General features: G+C 65.2%; 19 protein-coding genes. 2 read left to right on the forward strand and 17 right to left on the reverse strand.

All coding sequences use genetic code 11. The features are described 5' to 3' along the window. Positions 1-192 precede the first annotated feature (192 nt). The 6 genes from IEG05_RS10425 to IEG05_RS10450 all read right to left on the reverse strand — a co-directional run bounded on the left by IEG05_RS10425 (position 193) and on the right by IEG05_RS10450 (position 6,791). A complete protein-coding gene (locus IEG05_RS10425) occupies positions 193-1,449 on the reverse strand; it encodes an NnrS family protein (protein WP_046618187.1) in 1,257 nt (418 codons plus the stop codon). Further along, positions 1,443-2,267 (reverse strand): ABC transporter ATP-binding protein, encoded by an 825-nt coding sequence (locus IEG05_RS10430; RefSeq protein ID WP_046618182.1) that lies wholly within the window; start codon positions 2,265-2,267, stop codon positions 1,443-1,445. The genes IEG05_RS10425 and IEG05_RS10430 overlap by 7 nt, the downstream gene beginning before the upstream one ends. After that, positions 2,264-3,055 (reverse strand): ABC transporter permease, encoded by a 792-nt coding sequence (locus IEG05_RS10435; RefSeq protein ID WP_046618181.1) that lies wholly within the window; start codon positions 3,053-3,055, stop codon positions 2,264-2,266. Before IEG05_RS10435 ends, IEG05_RS10430 begins: the two co-directional genes overlap by 4 nt. Beyond that, a complete protein-coding gene (locus tag IEG05_RS10440; protein WP_046618180.1) occupies positions 3,052-4,044 on the reverse strand; it encodes an ABC transporter substrate-binding protein in 993 nt (330 codons plus the stop codon). Before IEG05_RS10440 ends, IEG05_RS10435 begins: the two co-directional genes overlap by 4 nt. Further along, positions 4,044-6,107 carry a TonB-dependent receptor plug domain-containing protein gene (locus tag IEG05_RS10445; protein WP_046618179.1) on the reverse strand — a complete coding sequence of 688 codons (2,064 nt, stop codon included), beginning with the start codon at positions 6,105-6,107 and terminating at the stop codon, positions 4,044-4,046. The genes IEG05_RS10440 and IEG05_RS10445 overlap by 1 nt, the downstream gene beginning before the upstream one ends. A 114-nt stretch (positions 6,108-6,221) precedes the next feature. Beyond that, positions 6,222-6,791, reverse strand: a complete 570-nt coding sequence (locus IEG05_RS10450) for a DUF6436 domain-containing protein (RefSeq protein WP_046618178.1) — start codon at positions 6,789-6,791, stop codon at positions 6,222-6,224. A gap of 85 nt (positions 6,792-6,876) precedes the next feature. On the opposite strand from IEG05_RS10450, the gene bipL reads away from it, so the two are divergent. Next, positions 6,877-7,815: a phospholipase BipL gene (gene bipL, locus IEG05_RS10455; RefSeq protein WP_046618177.1), complete on the forward strand. Its 939-nt coding sequence runs from the start codon at positions 6,877-6,879 to the stop codon at positions 7,813-7,815. A 5-nt stretch (positions 7,816-7,820) separates the two neighbouring features. On the opposite strand, the gene IEG05_RS10460 is transcribed toward bipL, so the two are convergent. Further along, positions 7,821-8,585 (reverse strand): hypothetical protein, encoded by a 765-nt coding sequence (locus IEG05_RS10460; RefSeq protein WP_046618176.1) that lies wholly within the window; start codon positions 8,583-8,585, stop codon positions 7,821-7,823. A 154-nt stretch (positions 8,586-8,739) separates the two neighbouring features. Between IEG05_RS10460 and IEG05_RS10465 the strand changes: the two genes are divergently transcribed. Next, entirely contained in the window at positions 8,740-9,348 is a 609-nt protein-coding gene (locus IEG05_RS10465) for a 2OG-Fe(II) oxygenase (RefSeq protein ID WP_046618175.1), read from the forward strand. Positions 9,349-9,424: 76 nt separating this feature from the next. Here the strand turns inward: IEG05_RS10465 and dctM are convergent, their stop codons facing one another. From dctM to IEG05_RS10515, 10 genes are all read right to left on the reverse strand, one after another. Then, positions 9,425-10,705 (reverse strand): C4-dicarboxylate TRAP transporter large permease protein DctM, encoded by a 1,281-nt coding sequence (dctM, locus tag IEG05_RS10470; protein WP_023445784.1) that lies wholly within the window; start codon positions 10,703-10,705, stop codon positions 9,425-9,427. After that, positions 10,705-11,331 (reverse strand): TRAP transporter small permease, encoded by a 627-nt coding sequence (locus tag IEG05_RS10475; RefSeq protein WP_023445785.1) that lies wholly within the window; start codon positions 11,329-11,331, stop codon positions 10,705-10,707. The genes dctM and IEG05_RS10475 overlap by 1 nt, the downstream gene beginning before the upstream one ends. Positions 11,332-11,594: 263 nt before the next feature. Continuing rightward, positions 11,595-12,590 carry a C4-dicarboxylate TRAP substrate-binding protein DctP gene (gene dctP / locus IEG05_RS10480; RefSeq protein WP_046618174.1) on the reverse strand — a complete coding sequence of 332 codons (996 nt, stop codon included), beginning with the start codon at positions 12,588-12,590 and terminating at the stop codon, positions 11,595-11,597. Positions 12,591-12,934: 344 nt separating this feature from the next. After that, positions 12,935-14,329, reverse strand: a complete 1,395-nt coding sequence (locus tag IEG05_RS10485) for a sigma-54-dependent transcriptional regulator (protein WP_046618173.1) — start codon at positions 14,327-14,329, stop codon at positions 12,935-12,937. Continuing rightward, the gene (locus IEG05_RS10490) at positions 14,326-16,134 is read right to left on the reverse strand and encodes a sensor histidine kinase (RefSeq protein WP_046618172.1); all 1,809 of its coding nucleotides are present in this window, start codon (positions 16,132-16,134) and stop codon (positions 14,326-14,328) included. Before IEG05_RS10490 ends, IEG05_RS10485 begins: the two co-directional genes overlap by 4 nt. Positions 16,135-16,259: 125 nt before the next feature. Beyond that, a complete protein-coding gene (gene rfbD / locus IEG05_RS10495) occupies positions 16,260-17,174 on the reverse strand; it encodes a dTDP-4-dehydrorhamnose reductase (protein ID WP_046618171.1) in 915 nt (304 codons plus the stop codon). Continuing rightward, positions 17,171-17,716, reverse strand: coding sequence for a dTDP-4-dehydrorhamnose 3,5-epimerase (rfbC, locus tag IEG05_RS10500; protein ID WP_023445790.1), 546 nt, complete (start codon positions 17,714-17,716; stop codon positions 17,171-17,173). The genes rfbD and rfbC overlap by 4 nt, the downstream gene beginning before the upstream one ends. Then, positions 17,713-18,585 (reverse strand): glucose-1-phosphate thymidylyltransferase RfbA, encoded by an 873-nt coding sequence (gene rfbA / locus IEG05_RS10505; protein ID WP_014822145.1) that lies wholly within the window; start codon positions 18,583-18,585, stop codon positions 17,713-17,715. The genes rfbC and rfbA overlap by 4 nt, the downstream gene beginning before the upstream one ends. Continuing rightward, complete coding sequence (gene rfbB / locus IEG05_RS10510; RefSeq protein WP_046618170.1) at positions 18,582-19,652, reverse strand: dTDP-glucose 4,6-dehydratase; 1,071 nt, start codon at positions 19,650-19,652, stop codon at positions 18,582-18,584. Before rfbB ends, rfbA begins: the two co-directional genes overlap by 4 nt. Before the next feature lie 204 nt (positions 19,653-19,856). Next, entirely contained in the window at positions 19,857-20,984 is a 1,128-nt protein-coding gene (locus IEG05_RS10515) for an ABC transporter permease (RefSeq protein ID WP_046618169.1), read from the reverse strand.

The following is a 20,984-nucleotide window of genomic DNA, read 5'->3' on the forward strand; positions in this document are numbered from 1 at the left end:
GAACAGCAAAAACGAAAAGGGCGCATTGATGCGCCCTTTTCGTTTCAGATGGTTTGTCCCCTGCCGCAGAGCGGTAGGGTGAATAACGCGAAGCTTATCCACCGCCGCGCCTTCTCCGTCGCCGAGTCCGCATTCACGGCTCGGTTGTCTGTTCGCCTGCAACGAATATCGCGTCCAGTTGCCGATCACCGCTCAGGTCCGGCAGCCCGAACCCGTGCTGTGTTCATCCATCGGTTCTTCACATCCCGTACCACCGTCCGGGCGCGGGCGCAGCCAGATCGGTGCCAGGTAGCACAGCGCCAAGCCAAAGACTGTCAGCCAACCGAGCCCGGCGAGCATGTTCAGCAGCGGCACGGGAGCGCCCGGCAGCCTCGCACTGGCACGCAGCAGCGCGGCGAGCACCAGCAGGCAGGTCGCGATCGGCACCCAGCGCCGCTGATCCAGTGCATAGCCACTGTGGGTACGCCCGGCGATGCACAGCACCGCGAGAATCGATACGCCCATGGCCCCGAGTGTCAGCAGATGGCGGCCGGCGCTGCTGGCAAAGCCGTCGGCTAGCAGCGAGACACCCAGTGCACCATAGCCCAGCGCCATCAGCCAGTAGACGCTGTAGAGCATCAGCGACCAGCGCTCCAGCAGCGCTCGGCCGATGTGCCAGTCGTTGAGCAGATTGAACATGGCGGCGGCTGTGGCCAGGGCCAGCCAGCCGTTCAGCGGGGCCGGCAGTGCCAGCCATTCGGCGAGAGTGAACAGGCTGATGCAGAAGATCGCCAGGTTGCGTCGTGGCGGACGCGCGCGGTAGTCGTCGTCCACGTCGTGCCCGGCATCCCGGCGTGCCTGGATGGCGTCGTTGAGAATGCGCATGGAGATTCGGCTCATGGCCACCACGATCAGTACCATCATCACGCCGATGCCAGCGTACAGCCAACGCATCGGGTATCGGCCGCCGACGGCATCGACATGAAAGCCCACGGTCACCAGCGCCAGCGCGGCGAGCCCGCCGAACAAGCCGTACTGCCGGCGCAGCGGGTCGCCGAGCAGGCGCGGTGCGAGCAACACAAGCAGCGCAATGGCGAAGGCACTGTTGCACAGCGCCGCCGGCCACGGCCCGATGACGCCGGAAAGCCAGAAGCTCAGCCGAGCCGCTAGCCACAGCACTAGAAAACCGAAACCTACCTGCCGACCGAACGCTGCGGTAGCAGTGAATTCCGGCACCGCGGTGAGAACGAAGCCGGCGACCGCCGCCAGGCCGAAGCCGAGCAGCATTTCGTGGGCATGCCAGACCATTGGTCCACCCGGCACGCCTGGCAGCAGCAAGCCGAACCCGAGAAAGCCCAGCCAGAGTGCGATGCCGGCCACGGCCAGCAGCACGGTGGCGAGAAACAGTGGACGGAAGCTGCACAGCAGCAGCGGCCAGTTGGCGAGTCGCGGCGATAAGGTTTTCAGCATCGTGAGCGCGCTCTGCTGGCGGAGGATAAGGGGGCCGCCTCGCGAATGGCGACTTTGGTGGCGCCAGGCAAGGTCTGCGGCGCGCGGCTGGCCAGGCCGAAACTTTCCCGTACGGCCGGCAACTGCAGCAGCTCGGCGGTGTGCTGATAGATCCAGGCATCGCTGCGCTGCACGGCTGGCAGATCCAGCTCCAGGTGGCTGACGATGCGCCCCGGCGCCGCCGCCATGACCAGGATGCGGTCGGCCAGGCGCACGGCTTCCATCAGGTCGTGGGTGATCATCAGCACGCCCATGCCGCGTGCAGCCTGCTCGGCCAGCAGCAGGGCATAAAGGTCTTCCTTGAGGCCGATATCCAGTGCGGCGAAGGGTTCGTCAAGCAGCAGCAAATCCGGCTGCAGCACCAGCGCCCGCGCCAGGGACACGCGGCTCTGCATTCCGCCGGAAAGCTGGTGCGGAAACTTGCCGAGATCGCCTGCGGCCAGGCCCAGACGCAGCGCCAGGGCCGCCGCCTGTTGCACGCGTTGCTGGCGCGGCATGCCGGCCGCCTTGAGCCCCAGGGCGATGTTGTCGAGCGTGGTTTTCCACGGCAGCAGCCGCGGTTGCTGGAACATGCTGGCGGGATTGCCGAAACCGTTGTCGATGCGACCTTCTTGGGCGTCCAGAAGCCCCGCGCAAAGATGCAGCAGGGTGGTCTTGCCGCAGCCGGAGGGGCCGACCAGGGCGACCACTTCGCCTGCCGCCAGGTTGAAGTTGATGCCGCTGAATATCTCGTCGCGACCGAAGGCGTGGGCCAGGCCGTGGATGTGCAATTGCGTCATGAAGACACCTCGCGCCAGCGCTCGACTTCGCGCTTGATCGGTTCCAGCAGCAGGTACTCCACCGCCAGCAGCAGACCGACCACCGCGGTGATCCAGGCCATGGTCGCGCTGGTATCCAGGTGCGAGCGTGATACCGCCAGCGCGGCGCCGACGCCGTCCTGGGTGGCGAGCAATTCGGCCATCACCACGATCTTCCACGCCATGGCGAGCGCGGTGATCCAGGCGGGAAACAGGTAGGAGACGACGTGCGGCAAATAGACATCGAGCAACAGCATCCGCCGCGGCAGACGGAATGCCAGGGCCATGTCCTTGAGCTGGTTATCCAGCGTGCGGGTGCCTTGCAGTGCGCCGATGAACACCAGCGGAAAGCTGGCGATGAACACGGTGAACACCGGGGTGCCGTCGCTGGCGCCGAACCAGAGCATCGCCAGTACCAGCCACGCGATTGGCGGCATGCCCATGAGCACGGTGACCAGCGGCCGCGCCATCATCGAGGCAGTCATGGAGACACCGGCGGCAAGCCCGAGCACGCTGCCGACTGCCACGGACAGGGCAAAGCCGAGCAGCGCCCGGCGACTGGTGGCCAGCAGCTCCGGCCAGGCGGCACCTTCATCGATCAGCTGGAGCAGGCGGGCAAAGGTCTCCAGCGGCGCCGGCAGCACCAGCGCGCCATAGTGACTGGCCGCTGCCTCCCAGGCGGCCAGCAACAGAAACAGGCTGGCCAGCGCGCCCCAGCCGCTCCACAGATAGCCGGGCAGGCTGGTTAGCCAGCTGCGCAGGAGGCTCATCGCTGATCGCTGACTGGCGAGTAGAAGTCATCGGCCGGCAGCTTGCCGCCGATCAGCGCCGGATTCTTTTGCAACAGCAGCTCGAACAGATACTCCACTTCCGCCCGCGCCTCAGCGGCGGGCACGGCCTCCATCTGCGCCACGGCCAACGAATCGGTCACCGCTTCGGCGCTGAGCATCGGCAGATGCGTGGCGACCAGCTGCCCGCAGCGCTCGGCGTTGGCGCTGCACCATTGCAGCGAGTCGGCGTAGGCCTGGGCGATCCGTGCGGCGATCTGCGGCTGGTCCTTCACGCTGGCCATCAGCGCGATGCCCGCCTGCGGGATGCGTGCTTCGCGTTGCAGCAGGCGGCCCCACTCCTGTTGCAGGTCGACACTGCGATACAGATCCGGCGCAACCAGCCCCAGCGGCCCTTCGCTGGCCTTGCGCAGGGCCATGGAGATGGCCGGCTCGGCCAGCAGGGCATGGTCGGTACGACGCATCAGCAGCAGCTGCATGGCGTCGATCGGGGTGGCGACGTAGCGCAAACGCAGGTCCTTGCGCACATCGATGCCGGTACGCTCGGCCAGCAGGCCGAATAGGATGTCCGGCATGTCGCCGCGGAACGGCATGGCGATTTCCTTGCCGCGCAGGTCGTCGAGGGTGCTCAGGCCCTGCTCGCGGGATACCAGCCAGAGCAAGCCCCAGGTCGAAACGTTGAGCATGCGCAGCTTGGCGCCGCGGTTGTACAGGTTGGCGGCGACGTTGACCGGCATGGCCAGCACGTCCGCCTGCTGGTTAAGCGCCAGCAGGCGCAGCTGGTCGGGATCGCGCCAGCTGACGAATTCCACCTTGTCCGCCAGGTCGTCCAGTGCGCCGGATTCGACCATGTGGATCAGCGGGTTCGATACCGACGAGGAAGGGCCGGCCAGGACCAGGAGCGGCAGCTTGTCCGCCAGCGCTGGTGCTCCAGCCGCCAGCAGAATGACCATCAGCAGATGGCGCAGCATCAGAAGCTCCCGCTCAGCGCGACGGTGATGCCGCGCCCGGGTGCTTCCAGCTCGTTGCCGCTGATGCCGTCAGCCAGATGCTCGTGGTAGGCCTTGTCGAACAGGTTGCTCAGGCGCGCATCGAGGTTGGCGGTCTGCAGTACACCGATCCTGCCGAAGCCCCAGCCAAGGCTGGCATCGGCGGTAACGAAGCCTGCGGTACGGTCCTCGCCACCGCGGGTGAACTCGGTCGCTACACGATCCTGCTCCGCGACGGCACGCAGCTGCGCATGCCAGTAGAGGCCGCGCTCGGCTGGCTGGCCGATGCCCAGGGTCAACTCGTGGGCCGGCATCTGGTGCAGTGGTTCGTCGTCCTGTTTGTTCTCGCCGCGCAGCCATGTGAAGCTGCCGTCCACCACGAAGGCGCCGACACCCTTGCTGGCGCTGCCTTCGAGGCCGTAGATCACCACTTTGTCGAGGTTCTCGGTGCGCTTGATCGGCAGCCCGTTCGTGGCGTTTGTGCCGGTCACGCGGCCGGCAATGTAATCGTCGATGCGGGTGTGGAAGGCCGCCAGCTGATAGGTGAAATCGCCATCGTTACCCTTGAGGCCGAGCTCGAAACTGGTGGAGCGCTCCGGGTCCAGCAGCGGGTTGCCGACGTGGAAGTAGCCGTCGCCGCGCGGCGCATCGTCGTAGCGCTCGCGCATGTCGGCGGCGCGGTAGGCCTGGCCGACGTTGGCGTAGAGGTTCAGGGTGTCAGTCAGCGGATGCAGCGCGCCCAGCGACCACGACAGGTTGTGGTCGGTGCTGTCCAGGCCGCTGGTTGTAAATGAAGGACCGTTGCCCTTGGCGCGGGCGTCGGCGCTGATGCGGTCGTAGCGGGCGCCGGCGGTGAGGCGCGTCTGGCCGAGGTCGAATTCGTCCTGCACGAACAGTCCGTAGGACTCGATCTCGGCATCCTTGAAGGGGTCGTTGCGCTGGTTGTTGTTGAAGGTCGGCGGGCCATCCACGTAGCGCTCCGGATCGCCGGTCATCTTCCAGCCGTCGACGCCCACCGTCAGCAGGTGATCGGCGATTGGCACCACCCAGCTCGAGCGCAGTCCGTGGGTGATGAAGCTGACGTTGTTGCGTACATAGTCGCGGTCGAGCCGCTCGGAGTAGGCGCGGATCTCCCGGTACACCTCCTGACGATAGAGCTCGGTGGTCAGGGTGCCTTCACCGAGGCCGTTTTCCAGGCCGATCTGGAACAGCTCGCGCTGCTGTTCCGGCGAATGGATGGTCGCGGTGCCGAGTGGTACCGGGATGCCGGCGCCGCCCGGCTGCCCGCCGGTACGCGCCGAGCCCGGGTACCAGACGTCGCGGTCGGTGTGGCGCTGGATGTTCAGGTTTACGCTGACATCCTCGGCCAGCCGTTGCTTGTACTTGAGCAGCAGGGTATCGGAGCTGTAGCCGGTGTTCTCTTCGGTACCGTTGGGGCTCTTGTAATCGTTGACCTTGCGCCCGGCAACGCCCAGCACCAAGGCATGATCGGAGCTGGAGTCGCGCAGCAGCGTAGCGCCGGTAAAGCCCTTGTCGACGCTGCTGGCGCTGGTGGAGAAGCGACCGCCGCGTTCGTCCTGCTCGGTGAAGCGTGCCTTTGGCGTGATCAGGTTGACCACCCCGCCCATGGCGCCGCTGCCGTACAGCACCGAGCCCGGACCCTTGACCACTTCGGCGCGTTCCAGCAGGCCGAGATCGAGCATGGAGGCCAGCGAGCCCTGTGGCTGGCCGGAATTGACCCGCACGCCGTCGACCATCAGCACCACGCTTTCCTTCTTCATGCCGCGCAACACCGGGTTCTGCCCCCAGGCGCCGTCGCTATGCACGGCGAGCCCGGGCTTGCCGCGGAACAGGCTGCCGGCCGGCGCTGCCGTTTCGGTTGGCTGAGCCTGCAGCACCTCGATGGCTTGCGGAATGTCCCGCGTTGCGGCCTCGTAGCCCTTGGCGGTGACGACGGTTTCCTGCAGCTCCAGCGGAGCGGCGAAGGCGGACGCGCTGCTGACGGCCAGGCAGGCCAGGGCGAGTGGGTGAAGGCGGAGTATCATCGAACGGCTCCCGGATAATTCGTCGGCGGTGATGCCGACTTGGATGGGAGTAATTCTCGTTTAGGTGATAATAATTATCATTTGATCGCGATCAAGTTTCCTGTCGCAAGCGCGCTACTGCTGCCAGTCGCAGAAACAGGCCACCGCCAGCGAATGGGTAGCGCGCACCTTGCGCCCGGCCAGCACGGCATCAAGGATAGGCTCGACGAAGCTGTTGTCCGAACTGCACACCGCACCTTCGCTGTAGGGGCCGATATAGACCAGCTCCCCGCTTTGATCCCAGATGCCGACAGTGGGGCTGGCCGGTAGTTGCTCGGAGCCGGGCGGGGCGCTCAGCGGTTTCAGCGCTGCCCGCGGCTGCGGCAAGCGGCCCTTGCTGCCCGGCTTGCGTACTTCGTAGAAGTCCACGGGTTGTCCAGCAAAGCGCTTGAGCAGTTCTTCCAGGTGCTGCTGATTGCCGACGTTGCACGGGCATCCCGGGTCCCAGAAATGCACGAAGCGCACTGGTCCCGGGCCCTGTAGTTCGGCGGGCAGGCGCAGTGCGTCGCCGGAGAACAGCTCGGCACGTTCGCCATCGAAGGTGCGCAGATAGCGCGCCTCGAACCACCAGAACGCAGCCAGCATGGCGCCGCCCCAGAGCAGGGCGATCAGTGCAGCGATCAGGTATTTGCGACGAGCACTCATGGCTGGCTCCGATGTGGGTGCGCAAGCTTGCCATGGCGCGGCGCAGAGCTGAATATCCCGAGTCCTTGCCAACCGAAGAAAGTCCATGCCCGCGCGTATCCAGCCCGATCGCCTGCGTAACAGCTTGCCCGCCCTGCGCGAAGCAGCTGACGCATCCGCCGAAACGTTGCACTACCAGGCCTATTACGGCCTGGACATGCCGCATCGGGGCAATGTGCAGCGGCGACTCGGGCGTTTTCGTGTGCATGACTACGATGTCGTCGCCCAGGCCTGGTGGCCCGAGCAGCCCCACGCCAGCCTGCTGATCCTGCACGGCTACTACGACCACATGGGCCTGTATCGCCATGTGGTCGACTGGGGACTGGAGATGGGGTTCGCCGTGCTCGCCTGCGACCTGCCGGGCCATGGGCTGTCCAGCGGTCCCCGGGCGAGCATCAACGAGTTTGCCGAATACCAGGCGGTGCTGAGCGGTCTGTTCGAACAGGCACGCCAGCTCAATCTGCCGCGTCCCTGGCACCTACTTGGCCAGAGTACCGGCGGTGCCATCGCACTGGATCACCTGCTGCACCAGGCCGACAACCCGGACCTGGGCCGCACCATTCTGCTCGCTCCGCTGGTTCGACCGCGCGCCTGGTTGCGCTCGCGTGTCAGCTACGAACTGTTGCGGCGTTTCGTGCAGCAGATCCCGCGGACGTTCAGCGAGAACTCCAGTGATCCCGCTTTCCTCGAGTTCGTCCAGAGCCAGGACCCGCTGCAGCCGGACATCCTGCCCACGGCCTGGGTCGGGGCCCTGTCACGCTGGATTCCCCGTATCGAGGGTGCGGCTGACAGCACGCACGCGCCGTTGATCATTCAGGGCGAGGCGGACATGACCGTGGATTGGCAGTACAACCTGCCGATTCTGCAGCGCAAGTTCCCAAGTGCTGAGGTGCTGCGACTGCCCGAGGCGCGCCACCATCTGGTGAACGAGCGCGAGGAATTGCGCCAGGCGTACTTCGACTTCCTGCGCAAGCGCCTCAGATAGCGGGATCAGATGCCCTGCTGCGGCTCCAGCTCGGCGCCGCTCATGCCCACCGCCAGGCCGGCGCGTAGCGCCTGCAGCGCGGCCTGGTAATAGGCCTTGCCTTCGTCCGACTGGGCGAATGTCACATATTCCTCCAGTTCGGCATCGGACAGGTCGCGATAGACGTACAGCAGCGTGTTGTCGAGATCGGCCTCTATCTGCTCGATCATGCGTTGGCGCTGGCTGCTCAGCAGGCTCTGCGCCTGATTGCCACCGAGCAGGCCGGGAATCATCTGGCTGAGACTGTCGGCGGCGACGCCGGCCAGTGCCAGGCTGACTTCCGCGCCCGCTTCGCTGGCTGGCAGCGCCTGGGCCAGGTGGCGGATCAGCAGTTGTCGGTTGCTGCCGGCTTGCACCCGCGGCAGGCCGGCGGCGTGCTTGGCCAGCTGTTCGCGCCGTGCGGCGAGCACTTCGGCCGAGACGATCTTGCGTCCCAGGGTCGACTGGAAGAATTCCAGCGCCGGCTGCGGCTCGGCCAGGTTGCCGCGCAATGCCTGCTGTGCGCGCTGGTCGATGGCATGGGCGGCGAAGCGGCGGTTGCTGTTGGTCACCAGTGCCTGGAATACCGCCGGTGGCAGGGTGTCCTTGTAGCGTTGCTGGGCCGCGGTCAGGGCATCGCCGAAATTGGCGCGCTGTTCGGTCCAGCCGGCGGTTTCGTAGAGTTCCTGATAGGTGTCGGCGAAGCTGCTGAAGCTCAAGGTCAGCAGTACACAGGTCAAGAGGGCGCGCATGGAAGCTCCTGTCTGGCGGGCGGTTCATTTTCCGTGCGTCGACGCGTGCTTGTCGAGGCGCACGGTTACTGCTGCCATTTGGCGCAGCGACGCAGCTTGTAGCGGAGTCTCAACAGACCCTAGACTCCTGCGGTATCCCTTCGGAGTCACTTCCTTGCCGTTCTCTTCGATCATCGACGACCTGGCCGAGCGCGGCTGGTCGGTGCAGAGTTCTTTCCTTCCCAGTGATGTGACCCACAAGCTGGCCGACGAGTGCCGCAGGCGGGAAGCCGAGGGTGCGCTGGCACCGGCAGGGGTCGGCCGCGGCGAGGCGCAGGCGGTGCGCGAAGGCATTCGCAGCGACCATATTCAGTGGCTCGAACCGGGCCAGTCTGCAGTCTGCGACGACTACCTCGAACTCATGGACGGCTTGCGCCAGCAGCTTAACCGCGAGTTGTTCCTCGGGCTGGAAGAGTTCGAATGCCATTTCGCCTTCTACCCGCCGGGCGCCTTCTATCAGACGCACCTGGACCGCTTTCGCGATGACGACAGCCGTTCGGTCACCGCCGTGCTCTATCTGAACCCGGACTGGCAGCCCGGCCATGCCGGTGAATTGCGCATGCACATGCCTGATGGATCGCATCTGGACGTGCCACCGCTCGCCGGCAATCTGGTGGTCTTTCTCTCCGGCGATTTCCCCCATGAAGTGCTGGTCACCCAGGCCGACCGTCTGTCGCTGACCGGCTGGTTCCGTCGGCGGCCGGCCGATGTGCTGGTGCTCTGACGAGCCCACATCGACATTTGCGCAGACGAAAAAAAGCCCGGCACAGGCCGGGCTAAAGGGAAGTAAGTGTCTCGGGCTACATGCCCAGCATGTTCGGCAGCGCCAGGGAAATCGACGGCACGTAGGTGATGATCACCAGGAAGCTCAGCATCAGCGCCAGCCATGGCAGAACTGCGCGGATCACCTGGGTCACCGGCATGCCCGTCACCGCTGAGGCGACGAACAGGTTCAACCCCACCGGTGGCGTTATCAATCCTATCTCCATGTTCACCACCATGATGATGCCAAGGTGGATCGGGTCGATGCCCAGCTGTATGGCAATCGGGAACAGGATCGGCGCCAGGATCAGGATGATCGCCGACGGCTCCATGAAGGCGCCGGCCACCAGCAGCACGATGTTCACCACCAGCAGGAACATCCACGGCTGCAGACCGGCCTCGATGACCCAGGCAGTGATCGCCTGCGGAATCTGCTCGGTGGTCAGCACGTGGGCGAAGAGCATGGCGTTGGCGATGATGAACATCAGCATGATGCTCAGTTTGCCCGACTCCAGCAGTACCTTCGGGCATTCGCGCAGCTTGAGGTCCTTGTAGACGAAGATCGCGACGAAGGCCGAATACACCGCCGCGACCGCTGCCGCTTCGGTGGGCGTGAACATGCCCGAGTAGATGCCGCCGAGGATGATCACCATCAGCAGCAGGCCCCAGACCGCCTTGCGCGCGGCGGACAGCCACTCGCGGAAGCTGGCGCGCGGTAGTGCCGGCAGGTTCTTCTTCACCGCGATGATGTAGATCGCCAGCATCAGCGCGCCGCCGAGCATGATGCCCGGGACGACACCGGCCATGAACAGCTTGCCCACCGAGGTCTCGGTAGCCGCGGCGTAGACCACCATGACCACCGACGGCGGGATCAGGATGCCCAGGGTACCAGCGTTACAGACGATGCCAGCGCCGAAGGCCTGCGGATAACCGGAGCGCACCATGCCGGCGATGGCGATGGAGCCCACCGCAGCCACGGTGGCTGGCGACGAGCCGGACAGCGCTGCGAAGAGCATGCACGCCAGCACCGCACCGATCGCCAGGCCGCCACGGATGTGGCCGACACAGGCGTTGGCGAAGTCGATCAGGCGACGCGCCACGCCGCCGGTGGTCATGAAGGCGCCGGCCAGGAGGAAGAACGGGATCGCCAGCAGGGTGTAGTGCTCGGAGGTCTCGAACAGCTTGATCGCCAGCGAGCGCACCGAGTCCTGGCTGAAGATCATGATGGTCAGCGAACCGGCCAGACCGAGGGATACGGCCACCGGCACGCCGATGAACATCAGCACGAAGAGGGCGACGAACAGGAACAGGATGGTCATTACTTGGGCTCCTCTTCGCCGTGCTTGAGCGCATCGGCCGCTTCATCGGCGAGGCCGAGGCCGGTCTGCTCGTTGCGCAGGATACGCACGAAGATTTCGGCGAAACGGATGAACACCATGGCGAAGCCGAACGGCACGATCATGCCGATGTGCCACTGCTTGACGCCGACATGGCCCAGGTCTTCCGCGCCGATGTTGGCAACGAACAGCGCCTGGATCCACTCGAAGCTGGCCACGGTCAGCAGACCGGCGTAACCCAGGCAGAGCAGGCAGGCGATGATGCCGATGACGCGCTGGATGTGTCGCGGCGCCAGCTTCACCAGAGCATCGACGCCGATGTGGCCGGCGGTGCGCACGCCATAGGCGAGGCCGGAGAAGATCAGCCAGGCGAACAGCGCCTTGGTCAGCGCGGTGCTCCAGGTCATGGACTGGGCCAGGCCGATGATGAAGTCACCGATGGCGAACCAGAAGTCGGCGCTTCCCTCGAACCGGTCGCCCAGGTCGTAGAAAAGTGTGTAGAGGTTGTTGAGGATCACGTAGACGAAGGTCACCAGTGTCATGGCGGCCAACAGAAAGGCGATGAAACCTTCCTCGAAGTGGTCCCAGACGCGCCAGAGGGCGTTCATGGATGACATCTCCCGATGGACTGCTTGTTGTATCGAAGGCAGCACGGAGGTGCGCCGTGAACCAGCCAGGGCAGGCTGGGGGACAGAGCAATGAAAAACTCTTGTTGTGACTGTCGAAGCGGCGCGGCCCGGGATCGCCTCGGCCATGCCTGTCAGCCCTTGGTGCGGGCTTCGCCTTCTTCAGCTGCTGTGTTTTTTCACTGAGCTGTCGGTATCGCTGGGTAGTGCAGCAAAGGGGCGGGGTGTCCGCCCCCCGGCAAGGCTTATTTAGCCTGGTTGGCAGCTTCGGCGGCCTTGATCAGGTCAGCACCGATTTCGCCTTCGAACTTCTGCCACACCGGCTTCATGGCTTCGCGCCACTTGGCGCGCTCTTCCGGCGTCAGCTCGAGGATTTCGGTAGTGCCGGCGGCGAGGATGTCAGCCTTGGCCTTCTGGTTCAGGGCGTCGGCCTGCTTGTTCACTTCAACAGTGACTTCTTCCACGATCTTTTCCAGCTCGCCACGTACATCGGCAGGCAGGCCGTTCCAGAACTTGGTGTTGGTGATCAGCATGTAGTCCAGCAGGCCATGGTCGGACTCGGTGATGTGCTTCTGCACTTCGTGCATCTTCTGCGAGTAGATGTTCGAGTAGGGGTTCTCGGCACCGTTGACCACGCCGGTCTGCAGGCCCTGGTAAACCTCGGCGAAGCTCATCTTGCGCGGGTTGGCACGCAGCGCCTTGAACTGCTCGTCCAGCACTGCAGAAGCCTGTACGCGGAACTTCAGGCCGCGCGCGTCTTTCGGCTCACGCAGTTCCTTGTTGGCCGACAGCTGCTTCATGCCGTTGTGCCAGTAGCCCAGGCCGGTGATGTTCTTGTCTTCCATGGAACGCAGCAGGCCCTGGCCAGCCTCGCTCTTCTGGAAGCGGTCGACTGCCGCGATGTCGTCGAACAGGAATGGCAGGTCATAGACCTGAACGCCCTTGGAGTAGTGTTCGAACTTGGCCAGAGACGGAGCGATCAGCTGAACGTCACCCAGCAGCAGGGCTTCCATTTCCTTGCCATCACCGAACAGCGAGGAGTTCGGGTAAACCTGTACCTCGACCTTGCCGGCCAGACGCTCTTCCACCAGTTTCTTGAACATCAGGGCGCCCTGGCCTTTCGGCGTGTTTTCGGCGACCACGTGGGAGAACTTGATGGTGATCGGGTCAGCCGCGTGGGCCAGACCAGCGATGCTCAGCGACAGGGCGCATGCCAGCGCCTTGGCAGTCAGTTTGAACATTGATGTTTCCTCTTGTTGTGGGTGGGAGGCCACACGGCATCCCGGCAGTAACCAGCTGGACAAGTCTAGGCGTTGAAGTCCGGGTGCGATGCTCTATCGCGACTCGTTCCGTCCGGTTCATTGAGTTTCAGGAGCAATGCCTGTGCCAAGAGCTGGCAGAGCCGCCTGAGGGCAGCGAGTTTACCCAGCAATAGATGAAGGTTTGAATGGCCAATTGCCAACAAGCGCGTCTAGGTCGCACCTTTGCGCGGGACCGCCGGTGCTGGCGCGGGCCACGCACGTGCCGTGGTCTGTGCCGGCGAGTTCGACCCTAGTCAGCATCGAAGATGGCGGGTTTCCGCCATCTAGTCGTTTTCATCGGGCGAGCTTCCGCCAGCATCGGTAAAACTCAGCCCGTGCTTGCGCAGCTTGTCGTGCAGCGTCTTGCGCGGCAGGCCCAGCGCTTCGGCGACGCTGCGCAGCGAGCCATGCGGGCGATTCAGCTCGTCGGCGATCAGTGCGCGCTCGAAGGCCTCGACCTGCTCGCTCAGATTGCCACCTCCGGCTATCCCGGCAGCCGGTTCGCCGGTCGTCTGGTCGAGCCCCAGGCCAAGGCCCAGGGCGAAGCGCTCGGCGGTGTTCTGCAGCTCGCGCACGTTGCCCGGCCAGGCGTGACGTAGCAGTGCAGCGCGTTGTTCCGGCTGCAGCTCGCGGATCGGCAGGCCATGGCGCTGGGCGGCGGCTTCGGCGAAATGCTGGAACAACAGCAGGATGTCCTCGTTGCGCTCGCGCAGCGACGGAATTCGCAGCGGCGCGACGTTGAGCCGGTAATACAGGTCGGCACGGAACCGGCCCTGATCCGCGGCCACCCGCAGGTCCTCCTTGGTCGCGGCGATGACCCGGATATCCAGGGTGATCGACTGGTTGCCGCCGAGCCGTTCGACCACCCGCTCCTGCAGCAGGCGCAGCAGCTTGACCTGCACATCCAGGCTCATGCTCTCGATCTCGTCGAGGAACAGCGTGCCGCCGTTGGCGAATTCGAACTTGCCGATGCGCCGCTTCTGCGCGCCGGTGAAGGCGCCCGGCTCGTGGCCGAACAGTTCGCTTTCCACCACCGATTCGGCGAGCGCCCCGGCGTTGATCGCGACGAAGGGGCCGTTGCGCCGGCTGGACAGGTCGTGCAGCGCCCGGGCGACCACCTCCTTGCCGGCGCCCGTTTCGCCGAGAATCAGTACATCGGCCTGGGTCCCGGCCAGCGCGCCGATCTGTTCGCGCAGGCGCAGCATTGCCTGGGATTGTCCGAGCAGGCGCGCCGACAGCTGCTGGCGGTCGGCCAGGGCCAGGCGCAGCGAGCGGTTGTCCAGCACCAGCTGGCGCAGCGCCAGGGCGCGACGCACGCTGTCCAGCAGCGCCTCGCTGGGGAAGGGCTTTTCCAGGAAGTCGTAGGCGCCTGCGCGCATCGCCTGCACCGCCAGCTGAATATCACCGTGGCCGGTGATGAGGATCACCGGCATCTCGCTGTCGCGCGTGCGCAGCTGTTGCAGCAGCTCGAGGCCATCGATGCCGGGCATGCGAATGTCGCTGACCACCACGCCTGGCCAGTCCGCTGGCAGCCGCGCGGCCAGGTCGCGGGCATCGCCCAGGCTGACGACCTTGAGACCGGCCAGGTCGAGGGTCTGGCTCAATGCCTGACGCAGGTGCGGATCGTCGTCGATCAGCAGCACCTGCGCCTGGGCGCTGATCGACTGGTCACTGCTCATTGAAAATGGTCCTCGGTGGGGAAGGCGACGCCGGGCTCGGCGCAACGCAGAAACAGGCCGAGCTGCGCGCCACCCTCGGGATGGTTGCTCATGCGCAGCTCGCCGCCCAGGGCGCGGGTGAGGGTATCGCAGATCGCCAGGCCGAGGCCCAGCCCCTGCGCGCTGGTCTTGGTGGTGAAGAACGGCTCGCGGGCACGCTGCAGCGCTTCCTCGCTGAAGCCGGGGCCGTTGTCGCGCAGGCTGAGCAACACGCCGTCACCCTGCAGTTCGGCGCGCAGCCAGATGCGTCGCGGCTGCGGCCGCTCGGCCAGCGCATCGAGGGCGTTGGCCAGCAGGTTGGCGAGGATCTGCCGCAGCCGCGTCTCGCCGGCCTGCACCCACAGGGTGGCCTCCGGCAGGTCGCGGATCAGCTCCACGTCCATGGCCTGGCGGCGCTTGGCGAGCAGGGCCAGGGCGTCGTCCAGCGCCGGCTGCAGCGCGACCCGCTCCGGCGCGTGCTGGTCGCGACGGGCGAAGGCGCGCAGGTGGGCGATGATCGACGCCATGCGCGCGGTCAGTTCACTGATCAGCCGCAGATTGTCGCGGGCTTCGGCGTTGCGCTGCTGGTCGAGCAGCACCCCGGCGTTGTCGGCGTAGCTGCGGATCGCCGCCAGCGGCTGGTTGAGTTCGTGGCTGATGCTCGCCGACATGGTGCCCAGCGCCGACAGCTTGCCGGCCTGCAGCAGTTCGTCCTGGGCACGCACCAGTTCCTGCTGGGCCTGCTCGCGCTCCAGTACCTCGACCTTGAGCCGGCTGTTCAGCGCTTCCAGGTCGCGCGTGCGTTCCAACACGCGCTGTTCCAGCTGCTGGCGCGCCCGGGTGTCCAGCGCCAGGCGTTCGATGAAGTGCCGGCGGCGCTGCATCAGCAGGCCGATCCAGAGCAGCAGGGCGAGCAGTGTGGCGGCGCCGATGGCGACCACGGTGCGCACTGGTCGCTCGATCAGGTTGATCGGCGCGAGGATGCGCACCGTCCAGCCGGTCTCCTTGAGCTCACGGCTCTGGATCAGCCAGGCATCGATGTCCAGCGTCAGGTCCTGCGGATAGAGGGTTGGATAGGGCTGATCGAAGGCGATCTGTTCGCGCTCGTCGACACCCAGCCCGCGGGTCGCGCGGAAACGCCATTCCGGGCGCGAGGTGAGAATCACCACGCCGAAGTTGTCGGTCACCAGCAGCTGCTCCGGGGTGTTGCCCCAGAGCGTCTCGGTATGGTCGAGGTCGACCTTGACCACCAGCACGCCGAGGATGCCGCGCTCGTCGCGCACGGCGGCGCCGAAGTAGTAACCGCGCTTGCCGGAGGTGGTGCCAAGGCCGAAGAAACGCCCCAGGCGACCTTCCATGGCCTGGCGGAAATAGGGGCGGAAGGCGAAGTTGCGGTCGACGAAGCTGTCTTCCTCGTCCCAGTTGGAGGCCGCCAGGGTATTGCCGTCCGTGTTCATCAGATAGATCACGTCGGCTCCGGTCTGGTTGCGCAGGCGTTTGAGCAGGCGATTGGCATTGTCCCGCACGGCCGGCGCTTCGGCCTGCTGCAGGACGGCGCGTAAAGCCGGCAGGTCGCCGAGGATGCGCGGCAGCACCTCGTAGCGGTTCAGCGTGCCGAGCAGGTTGGCGACGTAGAGGTCGAGGGTCTGGCGATTCTGCTCGGTCAGCTCGTTGCGGTAGTAGCGCTCGGCGAGCTCCTGCAGCGGCCAGAGCAGAGGCGCAAGCAGCAAGGCCAGCAGGGCGAGGGTGCGCCAGCGAGGGCGGCGGGGTGGATGCAGTGCAGTCATGCGTGGGCGCCTGGATGTCGGGCGCATTATGCACGCAGAGCGTGCCGGCTTTCAGCGTCGCTTATCGAGCTGGCCGGATCAGAGCAGAGTGGCAGAGGCAGCCGTGAGGCCTAGCCGCTGTTGCCTCAGCGGCCGGCTGCAGCGGTCTGGGGCGCGTTCGCCGCATCGAAGTGCCGGGATTGGGCAAGGCACTCGTGTAGTGCCGTCTCCCAGTCCGGCAGGCGGATGCCCCAGTCCTGCTGCAGGCGTGCGCAGTTCAGGCGGGAGTTGAGCGGACGCTGGGCGGCGGTCGGGTAGTCCTTTGACAGGATCGGCGTGATCTCGGCGCGCAGACGGCCCTGCTGGCGAAGCTGTTCGGCAATGCTGCAGGCGAAGCCGTACCAGGAGGTCTCGCCGCTGGCGGTGAGGTGATACAGACCGCTCGGGCCCGCTTCGCCCGCACTTCGCTTGCGTACCATTTCTGCCGTGGTGCGGGCGATGGTCGCCGCCCAGGTCGGCGCGCCGATCTCGTCGCTGACCACCGACAGCGCATCGCGCTCCTGCAGCAGGCGCTGCATGGTCAGCAGGAAGTTCTTGCCGCGCTGCGAGTATACCCAGCTGGTACGCAGGATCAGGTATTCGCCGCCGACCGCCTGAATCGCTTGTTCGCCGGCCAGCTTGCTCGCGCCGTAGACGCTAAGCGGTTGCGGTACGTCCGCTTCGCAGTAGGGTTCGGCCTTGCGACCGTCGAACACATAGTCGGTGGAATAGTGGATCAGCGGCACGCCAAGACGTGCAGCCTCTTCGGCGAGCACCTGTGGCCCGCGTGCGTTGACCGCGAAGGCCAGTTCACGGTGGCTTTCCGCCGGATCGACGGCGGTGTAGGCCGCCGCATTGATGATCAGATCCGGCCGCAACAGGCGTACCTGTTCGCGCACCTGATCCGAGTCGGACAGGTCCAGTGCGTTGTGCCCAAGCGCCAGCAGCTTGCCGGCGCCCGCCAGCTCCAACTGCAGCTCACGGGCGAGTTGCCCCTTGCTGCCGGTGATCAGGATTTTCATGGAAACAGCTCCGCATCGCTGAGGCGCTTGCCAGCCTGGTCCTTCGCGGACAGTTGTGGTGCTTCGTCGAACGGCCATTCGATGCCGAGCTCCGGATCGTTCCACAACAGGCTGCGCTCGTGCTCCGGCGCGTAGTAGTCGGTGGTCTTGTAAAGGAACTCGGCAGTTTCGCTGAGCACCACGAAGCCATGCGCGAAACCTTCGGGGATCCACAGCTGGTGCTGGTTCTGCGCACTCAGGTGAGTGCCGAACCAGCGGCCGAAGCTCGGTGAGCTCTTGCGCAGATCGACAGCGACGTCGAACACCTCGCCGGCCACCACGCGCACCAGTTTCCCCTGCGGCTGCTGGATCTGGTAGTGCAGACCGCGCAGCACGCCGCGCTGGGACTTGGAGTGGTTGTCCTGGACGAACTGGCGCTTGAGCCCCGTGGCCGCTTCGAAGGCGGCCGCGTTGAAGCTCTCGTAGAAGAAACCGCGTTCGTCGCCGAAGACCTTGGGCTCGATGATCAGTACGTCGGGAATGCTGGTTTCGACGACCTTCATGCGTCTTCACCCGCCAGCTTGAACAGGTACTGGCCGTAGCCGGTCTTGCCCAGAGCGTCGGCGCGGCGCAGCAGCTGCTCGCGATCGATCCACTTGTTCTGGTAGGCGATCTCTTCCAGACAGGCGACCTTCAGACCCTGGCGATGCTCGATGGTCTGCACGTACTGCGAAGCTTCCAGCAGGCTGTCGTGGGTACCGGTGTCGAGCCAGGCGAAGCCACGGCCGAAGCGCTCGACGTTGAGGTCGCCACGTTCGAGGTAGGCCATGTTGACGTCGGTTATCTCCAGCTCGCCGCGTGGCGAGGGCTTGATCGACTTGGCGATCTCGATGACGTCGTTGTCGTAGAAGTACAGGCCGGTCACCGCGTAGCTGGACTTCGGCTTCTTCGGCTTTTCCTCGATGGACAGCGCTTTGCCGCTCTCATCGAAGTCGATCACGCCGAAGCGCTCCGGATCCTTGACCCAGTAGCCGAATACGGTAGCGCCGCTTGGCTGGGCGGCGGCGCGCTGCAGCTTCTCGGTGAAGTGCTGGCCGTGGAAGATGTTGTCGCCGAGGATCAGGCACACCGAATCGTCACCGATGAACTCTTCACCAATCAGGAACGCCTGGGCCAGGCCATCCGGCGAGGGCTGCTCGGCATAGCTGAAGTTGACGCCGAACTGGCTGCCGTCGCCCAGCAGGTTCTTGTACTGAGGCAGGTCCTGCGGGGTGGAAATCAACAGGATGTCGCGGATGCCAGCGAGCATCAGCACCGAAATCGGGTAGTAGGCCATTGGCTTGTCGTAGATCGGCAAGAGCTGCTTGGATACGCCAAGGGTGATGGGGTGCAGACGGGTGCCGGAGCCTCCGGCGAGGATGATTCCTTTCATGCGTTCTCCAGGGCGCCAAGGCGCTCGCGTTGATAGCTGCCGTCCTGAACACGACGGCACCATTCGAGGTTTTCCAGGTACCACTGCACGGTCTTGCGCAGGCCGGTCTGGAAGGTTTCCTGCGGCACCCAGCCGAGTTCACGCTCGATCTTGCTGGCGTCGATGGCGTAGCGCAGGTCGTGGCCCGGGCGATCCTTGACGAAGGTGATCAGGTCTTCATAGCGCGCAAGCCCGGCAGGCTTGCTCGGCGCCAGCTCTTCCAACAGTGCGCAGATACCGCGCACCACCTCGATGTTCTTCTGCTCGTTGTGGCCGCCGATGTTGTAGGTCTCGCCGACCACACCTTCGCTGACCACCTTGAACAACGCGCGGGCGTGATCCTCGACGAACAGCCAGTCGCGGATCTGCGAGCCATCGCCGTAGACCGGCAGCGGCTTGCCATCGAGGGCATTGAGGATGACCAGTGGGATCAGCTTCTCGGGGAAGTGATACGGCCCATAGTTGTTCGAGCAGTTGGTGATCAGCACCGGCAGCCCGTAGGTACGCTGCCAGGCGCGCACAAGGTGATCCGACGAGGCCTTGCTGGCCGAGTAGGGCGAGCTGGGCGCATAGGGTGTGGTCTCGGTGAACAGGTCGTCGACGCCATGCAGGTCGCCGTAGACCTCGTCGGTGGAGATGTGGTGGAAGCGGAAGGCCTCGCGGCGCTCGGCCGGCAGGCTCTGCCAGTAGGCGCGGGTGGCCTCGAGCAGCTGGTAGGTGCCGACGATGTTGGTCTGGATGAACTCCGCCGGGCCGTCGATGGAGCGGTCGACGTGGGATTCGGCGGCCAGATGCATGATGGCGTCCGGCTGGAAGTCCAGCAGCGCCTCGCTGACCCGCTCACGATCGGCGATGTCGGCCTGGAGGAACTGATAACGCGGGTTGTCTTCCACGGCTGCCAGCGACTCCAGGTTGCCGGCATAGGTCAGTTTGTCCAGGTTGAGCACGCTGTGCTCGGTATCGAGAATGAGATGGCGGATCAGTGCGGAGCCGATGAATCCGGCTCCGCCAGTTACGAGAATGCGCATAGTGATGGGGCTTCCTTGGCGCGCTGTCGAGCGTCAGGCTCTTAGCATGTCGGCACGATAGACCGGCCACTGATACAAAAATTCCCGAGCGCTTCGGGGCGTTGGGTAACCGTATCGTTACGGACGCAAGTATAGGCTAGTGGCCTTTTGCTGGTCAGCCAGCGTGAATCGCGCAAGCCCCTGATAGAGGTTGAGATTTCGCCGCTAGCGCAACGACACCCGTAGTCGCGATAGCGCGCCAAGAAAGAACACCGTACCGATCACGCCCAGCGCGAGCAGCTGTGGCCAGACGATGGACGGGCCGGCGCTGCGGAACAGGATCGCCTGCGCCAGTTCGACGAAATGCGTGGTGGGCGCCACCAGCATGATGTTCTGCACCAGCTCGGGCATGCTCTCGCGCGGCGTCACCCCGCCGGAGAGGATTTGCAGCGGGATCAGCGTGAGGATCACCAGCAGGCCCAGCTGCGGCATGGAGCGCGCCACCGTGCCGAAGAAGATGCCCATGGAGGTGGCGGCGAACAGGTGCAGCGCCGCGCCGCCGGCGAACAGCCACAGCGAACCCTGAATCGGAATATCCAGCCAGCCTTCCACCACGAAGCGCAGGGCGAACGCCGCTGCGGCCAGCACCACCAGGCCCATCGCCCAGACCTTGCCGACCATGATTTCGAATGGGGTCACCGGCATCACCAGTAGGTGTTCGATGGTGCCGTGCTCGCGTTCGCGGATCAGCGCCGCGCCGGTAAGGATGATCGCCAGCATGGTGATCTGGTTGATCACCTCGTTCACTGCGCCGAACCAGGCGCGGCTGAGGTTGGGGTTGAACGCGGTGCGCACCACCGCTTCGACCGGCAGTGCGTCGCTGCTGCGGTAGCGACGGACGAACTCGGCGGTTTCGCTGGCGATGATCTGCTGGATATGCCCGGCGCCGGTGAAGGCCTGGCTGACCTGGGTGGCATCGACGTTGAGCTGGATGTTCGGCTGGCGGCCGGCGAGCAGGTCCTGCTGGAAGCGCGGCGGAATGTTCAGGGTGAAGGTGTAGAGGCCATCGTCCATGCCGCTGTCCATTTCCTGCAGGCTGATCGCTTTCGGCTCGATGAAATAGGGCAGTTGAAAGGCGTTGATGATGCGCAGCGAGGCTTGTGAGCGATCCTCGTCGACCACCGCGATGCTAGCCCGGCGTGGCGCCTCGGGGATCGCGGTGGCGCCTTCGTAGATGGCCAGGGTGAATGAATAGATGATCAGCACCAGCATCGCCGGGTCACGGTAGAGGCTGCGCAGTTCCTTGAGGCCGAGCTGGAAGATGTTGCCGAGTTTGCGTCGCAGGCCGCCCAT

This window comes from Stutzerimonas kunmingensis (assembly GCF_014764705.1).
In the GTDB taxonomy this organism is placed as follows: domain Bacteria; phylum Pseudomonadota; class Gammaproteobacteria; order Pseudomonadales; family Pseudomonadaceae; genus Stutzerimonas.